General features: G+C 53.4%; 15 protein-coding genes. 4 read left to right on the top strand and 11 right to left on the bottom strand.

The window, feature by feature from the left end; all coding sequences use genetic code 11:
* On the top strand, nucleotides 1-2523 hold a 2523-nt coding region (locus Q320_RS21820; RefSeq protein ID WP_211251183.1), incomplete at its 5' end, for a hybrid sensor histidine kinase/response regulator.
* Between the two features lie 127 nt (nucleotides 2524-2650).
* Here Q320_RS21820 and Q320_RS0106285 read toward each other — a convergent pair.
* The 5 genes from Q320_RS0106285 to Q320_RS18745 form a co-directional block, all read right to left on the bottom strand.
* On the bottom strand, nucleotides 2651-2917 hold the full coding sequence (locus Q320_RS0106285; protein WP_027468301.1) for a hypothetical protein: 267 nt from the start codon (nucleotides 2915-2917) through the stop codon (nucleotides 2651-2653).
* 38 nt (nucleotides 2918-2955) lie between these two features.
* Nucleotides 2956-3708, bottom strand: coding sequence for an adenosylcobinamide-GDP ribazoletransferase (cobS, locus tag Q320_RS0106290; protein ID WP_027468302.1), 753 nt, complete (start codon nucleotides 3706-3708; stop codon nucleotides 2956-2958).
* Nucleotides 3705-4316, bottom strand: a complete 612-nt coding sequence (locus Q320_RS20670; protein ID WP_027468303.1) for a histidine phosphatase family protein — start codon at nucleotides 4314-4316, stop codon at nucleotides 3705-3707. The genes cobS and Q320_RS20670 overlap by 4 nt, the downstream gene beginning before the upstream one ends.
* A complete protein-coding gene (gene cobT, locus Q320_RS0106300; protein WP_027468304.1) occupies nucleotides 4316-5371 on the bottom strand; it encodes a nicotinate-nucleotide--dimethylbenzimidazole phosphoribosyltransferase in 1056 nt (351 codons plus the stop codon). The genes Q320_RS20670 and cobT overlap by 1 nt, the downstream gene beginning before the upstream one ends.
* A 101-nt stretch (nucleotides 5372-5472) precedes the next feature.
* Entirely contained in the window at nucleotides 5473-6090 is a 618-nt protein-coding gene (locus tag Q320_RS18745) for a GGDEF domain-containing protein (RefSeq protein ID WP_051534525.1), read from the bottom strand.
* A 101-nt stretch (nucleotides 6091-6191) separates the two neighbouring features.
* Between Q320_RS18745 and waaC the strand changes: the two genes are divergently transcribed.
* The 3 genes from waaC (at nucleotide 6192) to bluB (ending at nucleotide 9169) form a co-directional block, all read left to right on the top strand.
* Complete coding sequence (waaC, locus tag Q320_RS0106310) at nucleotides 6192-7151, top strand: lipopolysaccharide heptosyltransferase I (RefSeq protein WP_035852737.1); 960 nt, start codon at nucleotides 6192-6194, stop codon at nucleotides 7149-7151.
* Nucleotides 7148-8431, top strand: a complete 1284-nt coding sequence (locus Q320_RS18750) for a 3-deoxy-D-manno-octulosonic acid transferase (RefSeq protein WP_051534526.1) — start codon at nucleotides 7148-7150, stop codon at nucleotides 8429-8431. The genes waaC and Q320_RS18750 overlap by 4 nt, the downstream gene beginning before the upstream one ends.
* A gap of 81 nt (nucleotides 8432-8512) precedes the next feature.
* Nucleotides 8513-9169, top strand: a complete 657-nt coding sequence (gene bluB / locus Q320_RS0106320) for a 5,6-dimethylbenzimidazole synthase (protein ID WP_027468306.1) — start codon at nucleotides 8513-8515, stop codon at nucleotides 9167-9169.
* A 69-nt stretch (nucleotides 9170-9238) separates the two neighbouring features.
* Here bluB and Q320_RS18755 read toward each other — a convergent pair whose 3' ends face one another.
* From Q320_RS18755 to Q320_RS0106355, 6 genes are all read right to left on the bottom strand, one after another.
* Nucleotides 9239-10114 carry a DMT family transporter gene (locus Q320_RS18755; RefSeq protein ID WP_051534527.1) on the bottom strand — a complete coding sequence of 292 codons (876 nt, stop codon included), beginning with the start codon at nucleotides 10112-10114 and terminating at the stop codon, nucleotides 9239-9241.
* The gene (locus tag Q320_RS0106330) at nucleotides 10111-10563 is read right to left on the bottom strand and encodes a PliI family lysozyme inhibitor of I-type lysozyme (protein WP_027468307.1); all 453 of its coding nucleotides are present in this window, start codon (nucleotides 10561-10563) and stop codon (nucleotides 10111-10113) included. The genes Q320_RS18755 and Q320_RS0106330 overlap by 4 nt, the downstream gene beginning before the upstream one ends.
* Complete coding sequence (locus Q320_RS0106335; RefSeq protein WP_027468308.1) at nucleotides 10560-10955, bottom strand: hypothetical protein; 396 nt, start codon at nucleotides 10953-10955, stop codon at nucleotides 10560-10562. Before Q320_RS0106335 ends, Q320_RS0106330 begins: the two co-directional genes overlap by 4 nt.
* Nucleotides 10952-11749: a sulfite exporter TauE/SafE family protein gene (locus Q320_RS0106340; RefSeq protein ID WP_027468309.1), complete on the bottom strand. Its 798-nt coding sequence runs from the start codon at nucleotides 11747-11749 to the stop codon at nucleotides 10952-10954. Before Q320_RS0106340 ends, Q320_RS0106335 begins: the two co-directional genes overlap by 4 nt.
* On the bottom strand, nucleotides 11742-12197 hold the full coding sequence (locus Q320_RS0106345; RefSeq protein ID WP_027468310.1) for an EVE domain-containing protein: 456 nt from the start codon (nucleotides 12195-12197) through the stop codon (nucleotides 11742-11744). The genes Q320_RS0106340 and Q320_RS0106345 overlap by 8 nt, the downstream gene beginning before the upstream one ends.
* Nucleotides 12198-12404: 207 nt before the next feature.
* A complete protein-coding gene (locus tag Q320_RS0106355) occupies nucleotides 12405-13382 on the bottom strand; it encodes an ankyrin repeat domain-containing protein (protein WP_084282418.1) in 978 nt (325 codons plus the stop codon).
* Nucleotides 13383-13518: the final 136 nt, after the last annotated feature.

A 13518-nucleotide genomic window follows, 5' to 3' on the forward strand; every position in this document is an offset into this window, starting at 1 on the left:
GAAGCCGAAGCCGAAGCCGAAGCCGAAGCCGAAGCCGAAGCCGAAGCCGAAGCCGAAGCCGAAGCCGAAGCCGAAGCCGAAATCACGCTCGATGAATTGATCCTCGAAGAAGACATCCCGCCGCCTGGTGAGCCAGACTTGATTGCTGTGCCAGCAGCGTTTGTTGCGACGGATTTGATCGGTAGCCTCACCCGCCCGCTCGCACCAGAAATCGATGAGTCTTCTCCACTGGCGCAATTGATTTCCAGCGAAGACACGCTCAATGCTGCGCGTGCTGAGCTGGACGCCACGTTGATTGATGATATCGACGAGCAACTGTTGCCAATTTTCATCGAAGAAAGCGAAGAATTACTACCGCAACTCAGCCACGATCTGCGTTTGTTGAGCGAAGGCTCTGATCACGAATCGGTCTTGCAGCAATTAAAACGCACTTTGCACACTGTTAAAGGCAGCGCGCGGATGAGTGGTGCGATGCGTATGGGTGAAGCCGCGCATCGGATGGAATCGCGTTTGGTCGAGGCCGTTGAAGTTGGTCCAGAGTTAGTTTCTCGTCTTGAAGGCGATTACGATCTTTTACTTGCCTTGTTTGCAGAGTTGACTGAACCTGCCAAACCGCAAGTTGATGCGGTCGTTGGTACGGGTGCGGTGCCTGTCGTGCCAAAACTATTGGCCGCTGCCGAAACCGATAATAAAACCGTGATTCGGGTTAAATCCGAGCTGGTCGATCAATTGGTCAATCAGGCTGGTGAAGTCGCTATTTCTCGCACGCGAATTGAAGCTGAAATGCTGATGTTCAAAAGCTCCTTGCTCGATTTGACTGAAAACGTGGCGCGTTTACGTACGCAATTGCGCGAGCTGGAAATTCAAGCCGAAACGCAAATGCAGGCGCGGGAAAAAGAAGTGCAAGAAATGCACGCCAGCTTTGACCCATTAGAGTTCGACCGCTTTAGCCGCTTGCAAGAGCTGACCCGCTTTATGGCGGAAAGCGTGAATGACGTGGGGACGGTACAGCAAAGTTTACTGAAAAATCTGGATGAATCTTCTGCTGCGCTGTTGGCGCAATCCAGAATGACCAAAGAGCTGCAGCAAAGCCTGATGCGCGTGCGCATGGTGCCGTTCTCTAGCGTTTCAGATCGTCTGTATCGTTTAACGCGTCAAGCCGGTAAAGAAGTCGGTAAAAAGGTCAACTTGGAGCTGAAAGGCGGCCGCGTTGAAATTGACCGTGGCGTGTTGGATAAAATGATTTCGCCGTTTGAGCACATGCTGCGTAATGCGATTGACCATGGCTTAGAAGGCGTGGAAGAGCGGATTAACAAAGGCAAGAGCGAGTTTGGTGAAATTCATATTGAAGTTCGCCAAGAGGGCAATGAGCTGGTCTTGTTGCTGAAAGACGATGGTAAAGGTCTGGATCTAGCGCGTATTCGTCAAAAAGGTCTGGATCAAGGATTGATTACTGCCGATCAAGTCGTTTCTGATAACGATTTGTGCCATTTGATTTTTGAACCCGGCTTCTCGACGGCCTCATCAGTCACCCAATTGTCTGGCCGTGGTATTGGCATGGACGTGGTGAAAAATGAAGTCAGTAACTTGGGCGGCAAGATCGATGTGTCGACCGTTGCTGGTCAAGGCACGACCTTTGTGATTCATTTGCCGCTGACTTTGGCGGTGGCGCAAGTGCTGTTGGTTAAAGCGGGTGAGCGCTTAATTGCGATTCCATCGGTGATGATCGAGCAAGTGCAAGAGCTGAAATCTGAAGCTTTGGCGCGTCTGTATGAAAATCGTGAGCAAGAATGGATGGGGCAGCGTTATCGCTTCGCTTACTTGCCGCGCTTGCTCGGTGATGCGGTTGCGATTCCAGAACAAAAACGTTATTCAACGGTCGTGTTACTGCGCTCAGGCGCGGAACGGATTGCGCTCCACGTCGATCAATTGGTGAAAAACCAAGAGGTCGTGGTGAAGCCGATTGGCCCACAATTGGCGCGGATTCCGGGTGTGGTCGGTGCGACAGTGCTGGGTACTGGCGAAATCGTCATGATTATGAATCCGCTCGCCTTGCTCGCACAAACCGCGCAAATCACCGCGCAAATGCAGCAAGGTACGGATATCAATCATCAAGCGCAGCCGACGATGCCAGAGCAATTGTCGACAGCACCCGTGGTGATGGTGGTCGATGATTCACTGACGGTACGCAAGATCACGGGTCGTTTGTTGGCGCGTGAAGGCTTCCAAGTCGTTACCGCCAAAGATGGTGTGGATGCCTTGCAGCAATTGCATGATGTGAAGCCAGCGGTGATGCTGGTCGATATCGAAATGCCACGGATGGATGGTTTCGAGTTAACGCGGAATGTACGCGTTGCCGACGATACCAAACATATCCCTATCATTATGATTACGTCGCGCACCGCCGAGAAACACAAGAAATACGCGTTCGAATTGGGCGTTAATGCTTACCTGGGTAAACCGTATCAAGAAGATGAGTTGCTCGGTTTGATTCGGAAGCTGGTCGCTGAATCGCAGGGGTAAATATTAGTTCGGTCGAAACTGGCCGAGCAGCAACAAAAAACCGCTCATTGAATCGTGAGCGGTTTTTTTTATTACCTAGGGTATTTACTTGTGGCCTTTTATCAATAAAGCCTGCGATTGAATACCCCTATTCATAATCTGGCAGGCCATAGGCCGTGAGGATGAAATCGTGCTGTGTGCCGTCCATGACATCGGCGACAAAAGGCTGCAATTGCGCCACGCGTGCCGCGTCGAGCATATAGGATAATTTCATTTCTGGATCAGGCTTGTCTTGCTCAGCAGCGAATAGGCTATATAAAAACTCGACTGACACCGTTTCGCTCAGCGGTAAGTGGCCGATAAAGCCGCCTTCCATGTCTTTTTCCCACACTTCAATGGCACGAACGATTTTCATATTTTTTCCTTGAACTGGCTGTCGGCTTGAAAGCCGACCTACGATATGGCGCCGATTATACCTGTGCCGAGCACAGTAATGAGTAGCAATGCGCTTTCGCTGACTTCGATCCCCGCACCCAAACAATCGCCAGTTACGCCGCCAAGCTTGGCTTTAAGCCATTGCCGATAAGCCAGTAGCACCAGCGGTGCCGCCAATAGCGCGGGGCTAAACCAAGCTGACGTGGCGAATAGCACGCTCCACCAAAATATCGCGACTTTGCTGCTGTTTTTCCATGCAAATTGCTCGGCCATGCCCGGCGCTAAAGCCGGCAGCGTTTGCCAAATAAACACGCCGCTACGTGCCCACGCTGGAATCAGCAGCAGCGCCGCCCATTGTTGTTGCCGTATCAGCAGCATCAGCAACACGAGTTTGAGCAGGCATTGAATAATTAGCGACAGTACGCCAAAGCTACCCAGATGCGGATCTTTCAGTACCGCTAAAAATCGCGCCGGATCACGATGCGCCGCGCCAAGCCCATCGCTCATATCGGCCAGTCCATCCAAATGCAGACCGCCAGTAATCCAAGTCCAGAGCAAAAGGCACAGGATTGCGGCCAACCACGGGTCGAGCTTGGCGCTGAGGATGGCAATGCCAAATAACAGCGTACCAATGATCGCACCGACCGCTGGAAACCAGCCGACTGATTTCGCCAGCAATGACGGTTCAAAGTCGTGGATTTGCGGCGTGGGGATGCGCGTTAAAAATTGCACCGCCAGAATCGGCTCGCGCCAGTCGAAAAACTGCGTCATGGTGCGTCGGGCAGTGTATTGCTGATGCCGAGTAACATCGGCGGCCAGTTTTCATCCCACCACAAGGTCACGCAGCCTGCGGGCGCAAGCCAAAATTGGCTGTGACGCGCGGCGGGCAAATTCAGTGTTGCAAGTAAAATCGCTTTGATCGTGCCTTGATGCGCGATGAGTACGCGGTGCTCAGCTTCGCCGCTGGCAAACCAAGCGTTTAGCGCAGTATGGATGCGGCGAGAAAAATCAGCCCAGCTTTCGCCATCGGGTAGCGGATGTTGATCTGGATCTTGCTGCCATAAATTCCAAGCGGTATGTTCCGCTGCGCTCCATGATTGCTTGGGTTTACCGTCAATACTACCCATAACTATTTCATTAAAGCCACGTTCTAAATGCAATGGAATATTCAAAGCCATTGCCGCATCCAGCGCAAAATCGGCACAGCGCGCCAAGTTCGAGCTGGCAATCGCATCGACTGGATACGCCGACAATTCACGCCAACGCGCCGCCATTTGTTCACGGCCTAGGCTGGAGAGTGGCGGATTGCTCTGACCAAAAATTGCCTCATTTGCGCCTTCGGCTACGCCGTGGCGAATTAAGGTTAAGCGAAATGCCATTACATCGCCCCCGCAGCAATTCCCGCTTCAGCAAAAGTTGCCATTTCGCGGTGCAAAGTCAGTGCCGATTGGATAATCGGTAGCGCGAGCGTTGCGCCGCTGGCTTCGCCAAGGCGCAGGCCTAAATCCAGCAGCGGTGTTAGATTCAGCGCGGCTAGCGCGCTACGGTGGCCTTGTTCTTGCGACACGTGGCTGGCGATTAGCCATTCGCCAACGGCAGGATTGGCGTGCACGGCGACGAGCGCCGCTGCGGTGGTGATAAAGCCATCGAGCAACACTGGAACGCCCGCTTCGGCGGCGGCGGTGTAAAAGCCCGCCAGTGCCGCGATTTCCAGACCACCCACTTCGCGCAACCAGTCTTGCGGCGTGACTGCGCCTGCTGCTTTGGCGCGAGCCAGTGCGTCTTTTACGACTTGAATTTTATGCAGACGCGCAGCGGCTTGAATGCCAGTGCCAAGACCGACGATATCTTCGGGGGCAGCATCCGTCAGTGCGCAAATCAGTGCTGCGGCAGACGTGGTATTGGCGATGCCCATTTCGCCGCCAATCAGAATATTTTTAGCATTTTCAATCGCATGCATCGCGCTACCTGCGCCGATTTGCCAAGCTTTTTTGCATTCTGCGGCACTCATCGCAGCGGTGACGCGCAAATTGGCGGTGCCCGCGCAAACGGGGCTGCGGAATAATCGACCGTGCGCACTGCCCGTCGGGGTTGGATAAGGTGTTTTAACGCCAACATCGACAATGCTCAGCGCGGCATTATTTTCCCGTGCCAGTACGCTAATTGCTGCGCCACCATTGATGAAATTGATGACCATTTGTGCGGTTACTTCCGCCGGAAATGCCGATACGCCCTCAACTGCAACACCGTGATCGGCAGCAAAGACGCAAATGGCCGCTTGTAATCGCTTGGGGATCGCGTTGCCGCTGCGGCCAGCAAACCAAATCGCTAAATCTTCTAGCCGCCCTAGGCTGCCCATTGGTTTGGTGAGTTGGGCTTGGCGCTCTTGCGCTTCTTGCGCGATGTGGCTGGAGATGGATTTGATGGCGTTCATAGTGCTTCCCGTTCAGAATCGTTCGACTCTAACGGCTGATGGCGGCGGGGGCAAGTGGATAGATTAACAAGATCGAGCAAACGAGCGACTACGGAGGGGATTTAAAACTCAGGTGGCGTGGGCAGCGAGGCTGGAAAAACTTCGATGCGATCAATGCCTAAATTTTTGGCCGATTGCAGTGCGGTATCTGCGGCGACGAGAATGTCTTCTAGCGTGTCCGATTCAGTGCTCAGCGCCGCCAAACCGATAGTGATTGAAATGTAAAACGCTTGTTGATTTTCAAGTTGTATCGGTAGTTTTTTAACGAGTTTTCTTAAACGTTCAGCGACGACCATTGCGCCTTTAAAATCAGTGTCGGGCAAGATGAGCGCGATTTCTTCGCCCGAATAGCGCCCCACCAAATCAAAATCACGGACTGATGACATTGCACATTCAGCCAAGCGTTTGAGCGCTAAGTCGCCAGCTTTAAGGCCATATTTGGCGTTAATGTCGGCGCAATGATCCATATCAGCAATCAGCACCGCCATTTTGTGTTGACTGCGCTGCGCGCGATTGACTTCGCGCTCGGCTAAAGCAAATAAATGCGGGCGTTGATAGAGGCCAGTAAGGGGATCGCGCAATTGTTCTTCGGCAAGGCTATGACGCAGTTGCCTGATGCGCAGCGTTTGAAAAATGCATCCTGCGGCCAATACAATGCAGAGGGCAATGAGTAAGGGCATTTTGGCGTAAGCCTTAGATACTATTGATGTTTTTTGATATTAGACTGTTTTTCGCCAAGAGCTAGGTTTGTGCTGAAAGCTCACCCTGTTAGAATACGCTAATGCGAAAAATACTGATTGTGCGCCTGTCTTCGATGGGCGACGTAATTCATCAAATGCCCGCCATCACTGATTTGGCGCGCGCTTATCCGGACGCGGTCATTGACTGGGTCGTTGAAGAAGGTTTTGCCGAGCTGCCTTTGTTACATCCGGCGATTCGCCGCGTGATTCCTGTTGCGCTACGGCGTTGGCGTAAATCGCCATTCTCAGCCGCAACCCAAGCCGAATGGGCGAAATTTAAAACTGAAATTCGCGCCTGCCGTTACGATTTGATTTTGGACGCGCAAGGCTTAATCAAAAGCGCCGCCGTTGCGCGGATGACTTGTGGTCCTGTGGCGGGTTTTGATCGACATTCTTGCCGCGAAGCACTGGCGAGTTTTGCTTATCACCGTACTTACCCGATTGCTAAAAATCTACACGCCATCGAGCGCAATCGACGTTTGACCGCCGCCGCCAATGGCTATGCCTTGCTGGGTGAAATGGATTATGGCTTAAAAGTGCCACTGCAAGAATTGCCGTGGCTGGGCGATACGCCCTATGTGGTGATGCTCACTGCGACCAGCCGTGCGGATAAAGAATGGCCTGAGGCGCACTGGATCGCACTCGCGCAGCGTTGCATCCATGCTGGAATGCGGCCTGTGTTCCCTTGGGGCAGTGCGAATGAGCAGCAGCGCGCGCAGCGTTTGGCCGCCGCAGTGCCATTGGCTATCGTAACGCCGAAATTAAGCTTAAGCGATGCGGCGATCCTGCTGGCGGGTAGCCGTATCGTCGTTGGCGTCGATACTGGCTTGGCGCATTTGGCCGCTGCGGTGGCCGTGCCCGTCGTCGCGATCTTCTGCGCATCGGAGCCAGAACTCACTGGCGTGCGCGCCGCGACGTTTGCGTTGAACTTGGGTGGTAATGGTAAGCCGCCAAGCGTCGATCAAGTGTGGGATGCTGTTGTTTCTGGACGTTTGCCGTGATTGCACGCCGCCTGTATCGGCTGGCGCTGTGGCTGGTGTTTCCGCTGATTTGGCTGTATTTACTTAAACGCAGTCAAAAACAGCCGGCGTATCGAAATTTTTGGTTAGAAAGGCTGGGGTATTACTCGCTAGCCATGCAGCAAAAATTCATTCAGTCAAATACCTCTATAAAACCAATCTGGCTGCACGCCGTATCGGTTGGTGAAATGCGCGCCAGTGCGCCAGTGATTGCAGCGCTGCGCCAACAATATCCGACACGTTCATTCTTGCTGACGTGCATGACGCCAACGGGCCGCGAAACTGCGCAAGAATTATTCGGCGATTTCGCGACGATTGTGTTCCTACCTTACGATTACCCATCCGCGATACGCCGCTTTTTACGGACATTTAAGCCGCAGTGCGGCGTGGTGATGGAAACTGAAATCTGGCCGAGTTTAATCCATGAATGCGCTGATGCTGGAGTTCCGCTGGTGCTGGCCAATGCGCGGCTGTCTGAAAAATCGTATCTGGGCTATCGCAAGGCGCTGTGCTTGATTCGCCCTGCGATGGCGCGTTGGACACAAGTCTTGGCACAGTCGCCGGCTGACGCTGAACGCTTGGCTTTGCTCGGCGCTATTACGCCGCAAGTAATGGGCTCGGTGAAGTTTGATAATCAGCCCGACGAAGCTCAAATTGAGTTGGGACAACGCTGGCGTGCGAAGTTTGGGGCGCGAGCGACTGTGCTATTGGCATCGAGCCGCGACGGCGAAGAAGCGGAGTTGCTCGCGCAATGGTCGACATTATTCCCACAGAACGCACCTCTGCTGATTATCGTGCCGCGTCATCCGCAGCGTTTTGATGTGGTGGCGAGTTTGATTGAAAATTCAGGTTTGCATCTGTTGCGCCGCAGTCAGTGGCAAGATGATTCGCTCGTCGATGCCGACGTGTTGCTGGGCGACAGCATGGGCGAAATGACCGCGTGGTTTAGCTGCGCTGATATCACGATCATGGGCGGCTCGTTGCTGCCGTTTGGCAGTCAAAATTTCATCGAAGCCTGCGCGGTGGGTTGCCCAGTTTTGCTTGGCACACATACATATAATTTCGCAGCCGCAAGCGAGGCGGCAATTGCTGCGGGCGCGGCATGGCAAGCGCCGAACTTGGCCGAACTCTGGCCAGAAATTCCCCGTCTTTTGAGTGATTCTAGTCGCCAACAGCAAATGCGTACTGCGGGCAAAACCTTTGCTCAAGCGCATCGCGGTGCGACGGACTTGCTGGTGAAATCATTGGGTATTTACCTGTAGGCCATTGTTAGTAATTCCTCTGGTTGAATACCCTTTGTCTTAGTATGGCGTATTCATTTCACTCTTTATAAGGTCGCCATCATGAATCCGCACCAATATTCTGCCGAAGAAATTAAGGCCATTTACCGCGTGATTCGTGAGCGGCGTGATATGCGGCATTTTCATCCGCAACCTTTGGCAGACGGTCAGCTGGCGCGGTTTATCGCTGCCGCGCATCAAGCGCCCAGCGTTGGCTTTATGCAGCCGTGGCGTTTTATTCGGATTTCAGATTCGGCCTTGCGCCAGCAAATTCACAGTCATGTCGACGCTGAACGCATGCTGACTGCCGAGGCCGTGGGTGAGCGATCGGATGAGTTTATGCAGTTGAAATTGGAAGGGATTTTGTCCTGCGCTGAGGTGCTGGTGGTCGCCTTGGTCGATCAGCGCGAATCTTATGTGCTAGGGCGGCGCACGATGCCAGAAATGGATTTAGCCTCCGCTGCTTGCGCCATCCAAAATATGTGGTTGGCGGCGCGCGCCGAAGGCATCGGTCTAGGCTGGGTGTCGCTATTTGAGCCGAGCGCCTTGCGCCAGTTGTGCAAGATGCCAGCAGATAGTCAGCCGATTGCGATTTTGTGCATCGGCCACGTTGATGAATTTTATCCCGCGCCGATGCTAGAAACCACCGGCTGGGACACCCGCCGCGCTAACATTGTGTATGAGAATTGCTGGGGGAGTGATGGTGGTGTTAAAGCATAAGCCAGCGGTGTGTTTTTGAATAAAACTTGCATGTATATAAATCTAAGCATTGTTAATTAGTCGCTACAGCTATATACCCTTACGATTCATCCCAATCCCATACATCACCAAACCCAGCAAAATTAATCCCGTGCCGATGATTTCTTGGCGCTGGATGATTTCGTGATTGAAGGTGTGGCCGAGCCAGAGCGAGGTGGCGGGGGTGATGAGTGAGATCAGTGCAACGCTGATTGGGCGGCATTCGCGGATCAGCCAGTAATACAAACTGAATGCAAAGACCGAGCCGATGCTGGCGAGGTAAATGAGGGCGGCAGCGGCGCGTAGTGGGATGGTTTCTGCGGTGGGCGCGCCAGCGATCAGCCAAAATAGCGTGCTGAGTATGGCGCAAATCAGCAGTGCGCCGACGTTGACGGCCAGTGGCGATTGTCCGCCCGCATGGCGTTTGAGCAGCACCGCTGCGCCCGATTGCAAAAACACCGCGATCAGCAGTGCGGCGATGCCGATCAGCCCGTCGGGTGCGAGCGTGATGCGTTGGCTAAATAAAGTCAGTAAGCCCGCCAAGCCAAGGCCGCAGGCGATGTAATCAAATTTTTGCAGTGGCGCGTGCAAAATCCAGCGCGAAAATAGCGCGGTTGCCAGCGGCACGAGGCCAAACAACACAGCGACTAAACCCGAGCTAATAAATTGCGACGCCCAAAAAGTGCACAACATCGACAAGGACGTCGCGACGCCTGCAATCGCATAGGCGGTCAGTGCAGCAGCGTGAAGCGGCAAGGATTGTCGTCGCCAAGCTAACAGCATGAGTGCGAGCAGCGCGGCCAGTGTAAATCGCGTCATCAGCGCAAAGGTAAACGGCAGGCCTGTTACGCCCCATTTAATGCCGAGCGCCGTGGTGGACCAAACCAGAATCAGCGTGAAATAGGCCGGTGAAACGCGTGAAATCATTTTTTCCTAGCGAGGCGTTTAAGCTCGGCAATCGGATCGTCTTTCGGCGCTAAATCGCTGATCGATTGAGTGAGTTTGAGCGTGCGATTTTGCCAGCCAAATACATCGGCACTGAGGTAGCCGCCACTTCCCGCCGAGCGAATCACGACAACGACTTCGCCAATGCCATCGCCATTCAAATCAGTATTAAGGACGCGCTCAACGCTGCCGTCGCGTGGATGAATTTGGCCAGTAATAAAATCATCTAGCGGGAAATCAGGGTTCGCACCGCCGTAGAGCCGAATGGCGTAGCTGCCAATGCTGCGCGGCTCATTTTCACCTTCTGATACTTGAATCAGGCTGTGATTATCGGGAAGTTGGATTTGTTTAATAAATCGGGGTATTTCAGCGTAGCCATTCATTGATATGGCTAGTGCAAATATACTGCCAATCATTAGTTTTGAGCTCATTCAAAATCATCCGCTAAAATCGCGATACCCGCCGCGCCTTGATATAGCACCACTAGCGTACCGGCAGAAACCGCGCCCAGCCCGATGATGAATGCCATGCCTAGCATCGCTTGCGCTGTTTCGCTGATTGCAAAAGGCTCGCTGGTTGAGGCCGGCTGCCATGGCTGCATGATTTGCGCCAAAGTCTTTTGGTAGGCTTGCGGCGTGCCATCGCAGGCCATACGCACATCGTCTGCCAGCGGGCTGATTTCTAAATCGCTCAGGCGTATCTGGCCGTGCTGCTGCGTGATCCATGCATCAAGCGCTTTGCTGGCTGCGACGCATTCGGGTGGCGGGGTGGCCGCATGCAGCGCTGAGCTTAGGAGTAAAGCGCTCAGCACGGCGATTTTCATAGCAAGCTCAACAGCATTTTGCTCGCCAATACAATAAGCAGTGCGGCGAAGCATTTTTTTAGTACCGGCACAGGCAGGCGATGTGCCGCAGCCGCGCCGACTTTGGTCATTGGAAAACTTGCCAATACGATGCCGAGCAGCGCGGGTAAATAAATAAATCCTAAGCTGCCACTTGGTAACAGAGGTGCAGACCAGCCGCTAACCATAAAGCCAATCGCGCCAGCAATGGCAATCGGCACGCCAATCGCCGATGAAGTGCCAATTGCGGTTTTAACCGGCACATTGCAATTGGTCAAAAACGGCACTGATAGCGAGCCGCCGCCAATCCCAACCCAGCTTGATAACACGCCGATAATGCCGCCCATTGCTGTCATTCCGGTGATTTGCGGCAGTTGCCGTGTGGGTTTGGGTTTTAAATCCAATAGCATTTGTGCTGCGACCAGATAGGCAAAGATGACGAAAACCCATTTCAAATGCACCGTCGAAATCAGCCCAGCGATTTGTGCGCCGACAAAGGTGCCGATTAAAATTCCCGGCGTGATGCGGCGAACAATATCCCAACGCACCGCGCCTTTTTGGTGATGCGCGCGAACACTGGCTAGGCCGGTGAAAATAATCGTCGCCAGCGAGGTGCCAATTGCTAAATGCTGCTGCACTTCGGGCATGACGCCGATCAGCTGAAACACCCACAGCAGTGCCGGAACAATCACCAAACCGCCACCGACGCCGAGTAGGCCGGCTAAAAATCCTGCGACGAGGCCAACGGCCAAGCAAGCTAAAATTGCTTCAATCATTGAGTAACTCTTGGATGAAATCCCATTCTTGCGGGGTGACGGGCGTGATGGATAGGCGTGAGCCTTTTTGCAGTACGACCATATTGGCCAGCGGCGCGTATTGGCGCAGCTCGGCTAATGGCACGAGCCGAGTTTTACGTACAAAAGCCACGTCGACTTGCTGCCAACGGGGTTTTTCGGGCGTGGATTTGGGGTCGAAATATTTGGATGTGGGATCAAATTGCGTTGGATCGGGGTAGGGCGCGCTGGCAACGCGGGCAATTCCTGCGATGCCGACGTGCTCGCAAGAGGAATGATAAAATAGCACGCCATCGCCGATCTGCTGGGTATCTCGCATGAAGTTGCGTGCTTGATAGTTTCTCACGCCATACCACCCCACCGTATTTAAGCGGGCCAGATCGTCGATAGAAACATCGCTGGGTTCAGATTTCATTAGCCAATAGTTCATAGCCACACCGTAAACCAGCCAGCGACGACGGGCAAGTGCAATTTATGCTGCGCAGCAAGGTCAAGGGCGAGATCACGAAAGGCACGAACAAGGGCAAAAAATATCTGCGCAGCTCGTAGGATGGGTGGAGCCATGCTTTTCGGCGATACCCATCGCCGCGATTTGATGGGTATGCTCCACCCATCTTACGAGTTCTTGCTTTCGCCTCTAGGCGAGCTGCCACTCAACTGTATTGGTTTGGCGATCCGCGCAGGCGCTGAGCAATTCATACAAGCGCATCTGATTGAGCTTCAAAGCCAAGGAACACGCCGATTCGCCTTGCTGATTTTGCAGATGCGGATTCGCGCCGCGTTCGGCTAACCACAGCGCGGCAGCGACTTGATTATTGGCCGCCGCTTTATGTAGCGCCGTCCAGCCTTCATAATTACGCGCATTGATCGCCACGCTGCCGCCCTGATTCACCAAATGTTGCATCACTAAAATATGCCCACCCACCGCCGCTTGCATCAATGGCGTAATGCCTTTGTGGCTGGCTTGCAATGGGTTGAGTTCGTGGCCGATCAGCAGCGCCACCAAGTCAGCGTTGCCATTGAGTGCCGCCCAATGCAGCAGCGTATAGCCGTGCTTGTCTTTGACTGCGAGATTCGCGCCCAATTTAATCAGCTGAATCACGATATCGAGTTTGCCAGCAAAGCAAGCGTGCATGATGGGCGTCCAGCCTGCTTCGTCTTGATGCTCAATGGCGACGCCAGCGCGAACGAACACGGGTAGCAGACCAAATTGGCGCTGCTCAATCGCGCGGCTCAGCCCTTCAGGATTCACGCCATGACCATGCTGGTTCAGTGTTTCTTTGGCAAAAGGATCGATTCTGGCGTCTGGCACATCTTTCCAAACATCCTTGCTTTGGATAGGCAAGCCATCGAGGGCAATTTGCAAGCGAAATAGCTCGGTGGCGATTTCCGGCGGGAAGCCCGCGTGCGCGGCATCGTCTTGAATTAGTAGTTCCTTAAAGCAAGCATCGAGCTGGTCTTGTTCCCAGCTGAGCATAATTTGCGCCAACACAGCCGGATAGCGCGCTTCGAGCTGGCTAGGAAATAGTGCGGGGCTCAAACTTTGTTTGAGATGGTCGACAAGAAATTGGACGTTCAGCATGATACCACCACTTAAGGTTAAGGACAGTGTCATTTGAACATTCGACGCAGTCTAGCCGCGCCGAAGCAATACCATATCAAAAGTGGAAAATTACCTTGACGTGTTTTTGAGCGAAAATGTTCAGAAAAGCAATTTGTCCACGAAAGACACGAAAAACACGTAAGTTAAA

The organism is Deefgea rivuli DSM 18356, from assembly GCF_000620145.1.
Taxonomy (GTDB): domain Bacteria; phylum Pseudomonadota; class Gammaproteobacteria; order Burkholderiales; family Chitinibacteraceae; genus Deefgea; species Deefgea rivuli.

What these genes read in the sequence shown, in the direction of transcription:
- Q320_RS0106345 (WP_027468310.1), bottom strand. Translation starts at nt 12,197, where the DNA reads ATGAACTATTGGCTAATGAAATCTGAACCCAGCGATGTTTCTATCGAC.
- cobT (WP_027468304.1), bottom strand. Translation starts at nt 5,371, where the DNA reads ATGAACGCCATCAAATCCATCTCCAGCCACATCGCGCAAGAAGCGCAA.
- Q320_RS18745 (WP_051534525.1), bottom strand. Translation starts at nt 6,090, where the DNA reads ATGCCCTTACTCATTGCCCTCTGCATTGTATTGGCCGCAGGATGCATT.
- Q320_RS0106285 (WP_027468301.1), bottom strand. Translation starts at nt 2,917, where the DNA reads ATGAAAATCGTTCGTGCCATTGAAGTGTGGGAAAAAGACATGGAAGGC.
- Q320_RS18755 (WP_051534527.1), bottom strand. Translation starts at nt 10,114, where the DNA reads ATGATTTCACGCGTTTCACCGGCCTATTTCACGCTGATTCTGGTTTGG.
- Q320_RS0106355 (WP_084282418.1), bottom strand. Translation starts at nt 13,382, where the DNA reads ATGACACTGTCCTTAACCTTAAGTGGTGGTATCATGCTGAACGTCCAA.
- cobS (WP_027468302.1), bottom strand. Translation starts at nt 3,708, where the DNA reads ATGACGCAGTTTTTCGACTGGCGCGAGCCGATTCTGGCGGTGCAATTT.
- Q320_RS0106330 (WP_027468307.1), bottom strand. Translation starts at nt 10,563, where the DNA reads ATGAGCTCAAAACTAATGATTGGCAGTATATTTGCACTAGCCATATCA.
- Q320_RS0106335 (WP_027468308.1), bottom strand. Translation starts at nt 10,955, where the DNA reads ATGAAAATCGCCGTGCTGAGCGCTTTACTCCTAAGCTCAGCGCTGCAT.
- bluB (WP_027468306.1), top strand. Translation starts at nt 8,513, where the DNA reads ATGAATCCGCACCAATATTCTGCCGAAGAAATTAAGGCCATTTACCGC.
- Q320_RS20670 (WP_027468303.1), bottom strand. Translation starts at nt 4,316, where the DNA reads ATGGCATTTCGCTTAACCTTAATTCGCCACGGCGTAGCCGAAGGCGCA.
- waaC (WP_035852737.1), top strand. Translation starts at nt 6,192, where the DNA reads ATGCGAAAAATACTGATTGTGCGCCTGTCTTCGATGGGCGACGTAATT.
- Q320_RS0106340 (WP_027468309.1), bottom strand. Translation starts at nt 11,749, where the DNA reads ATGATTGAAGCAATTTTAGCTTGCTTGGCCGTTGGCCTCGTCGCAGGA.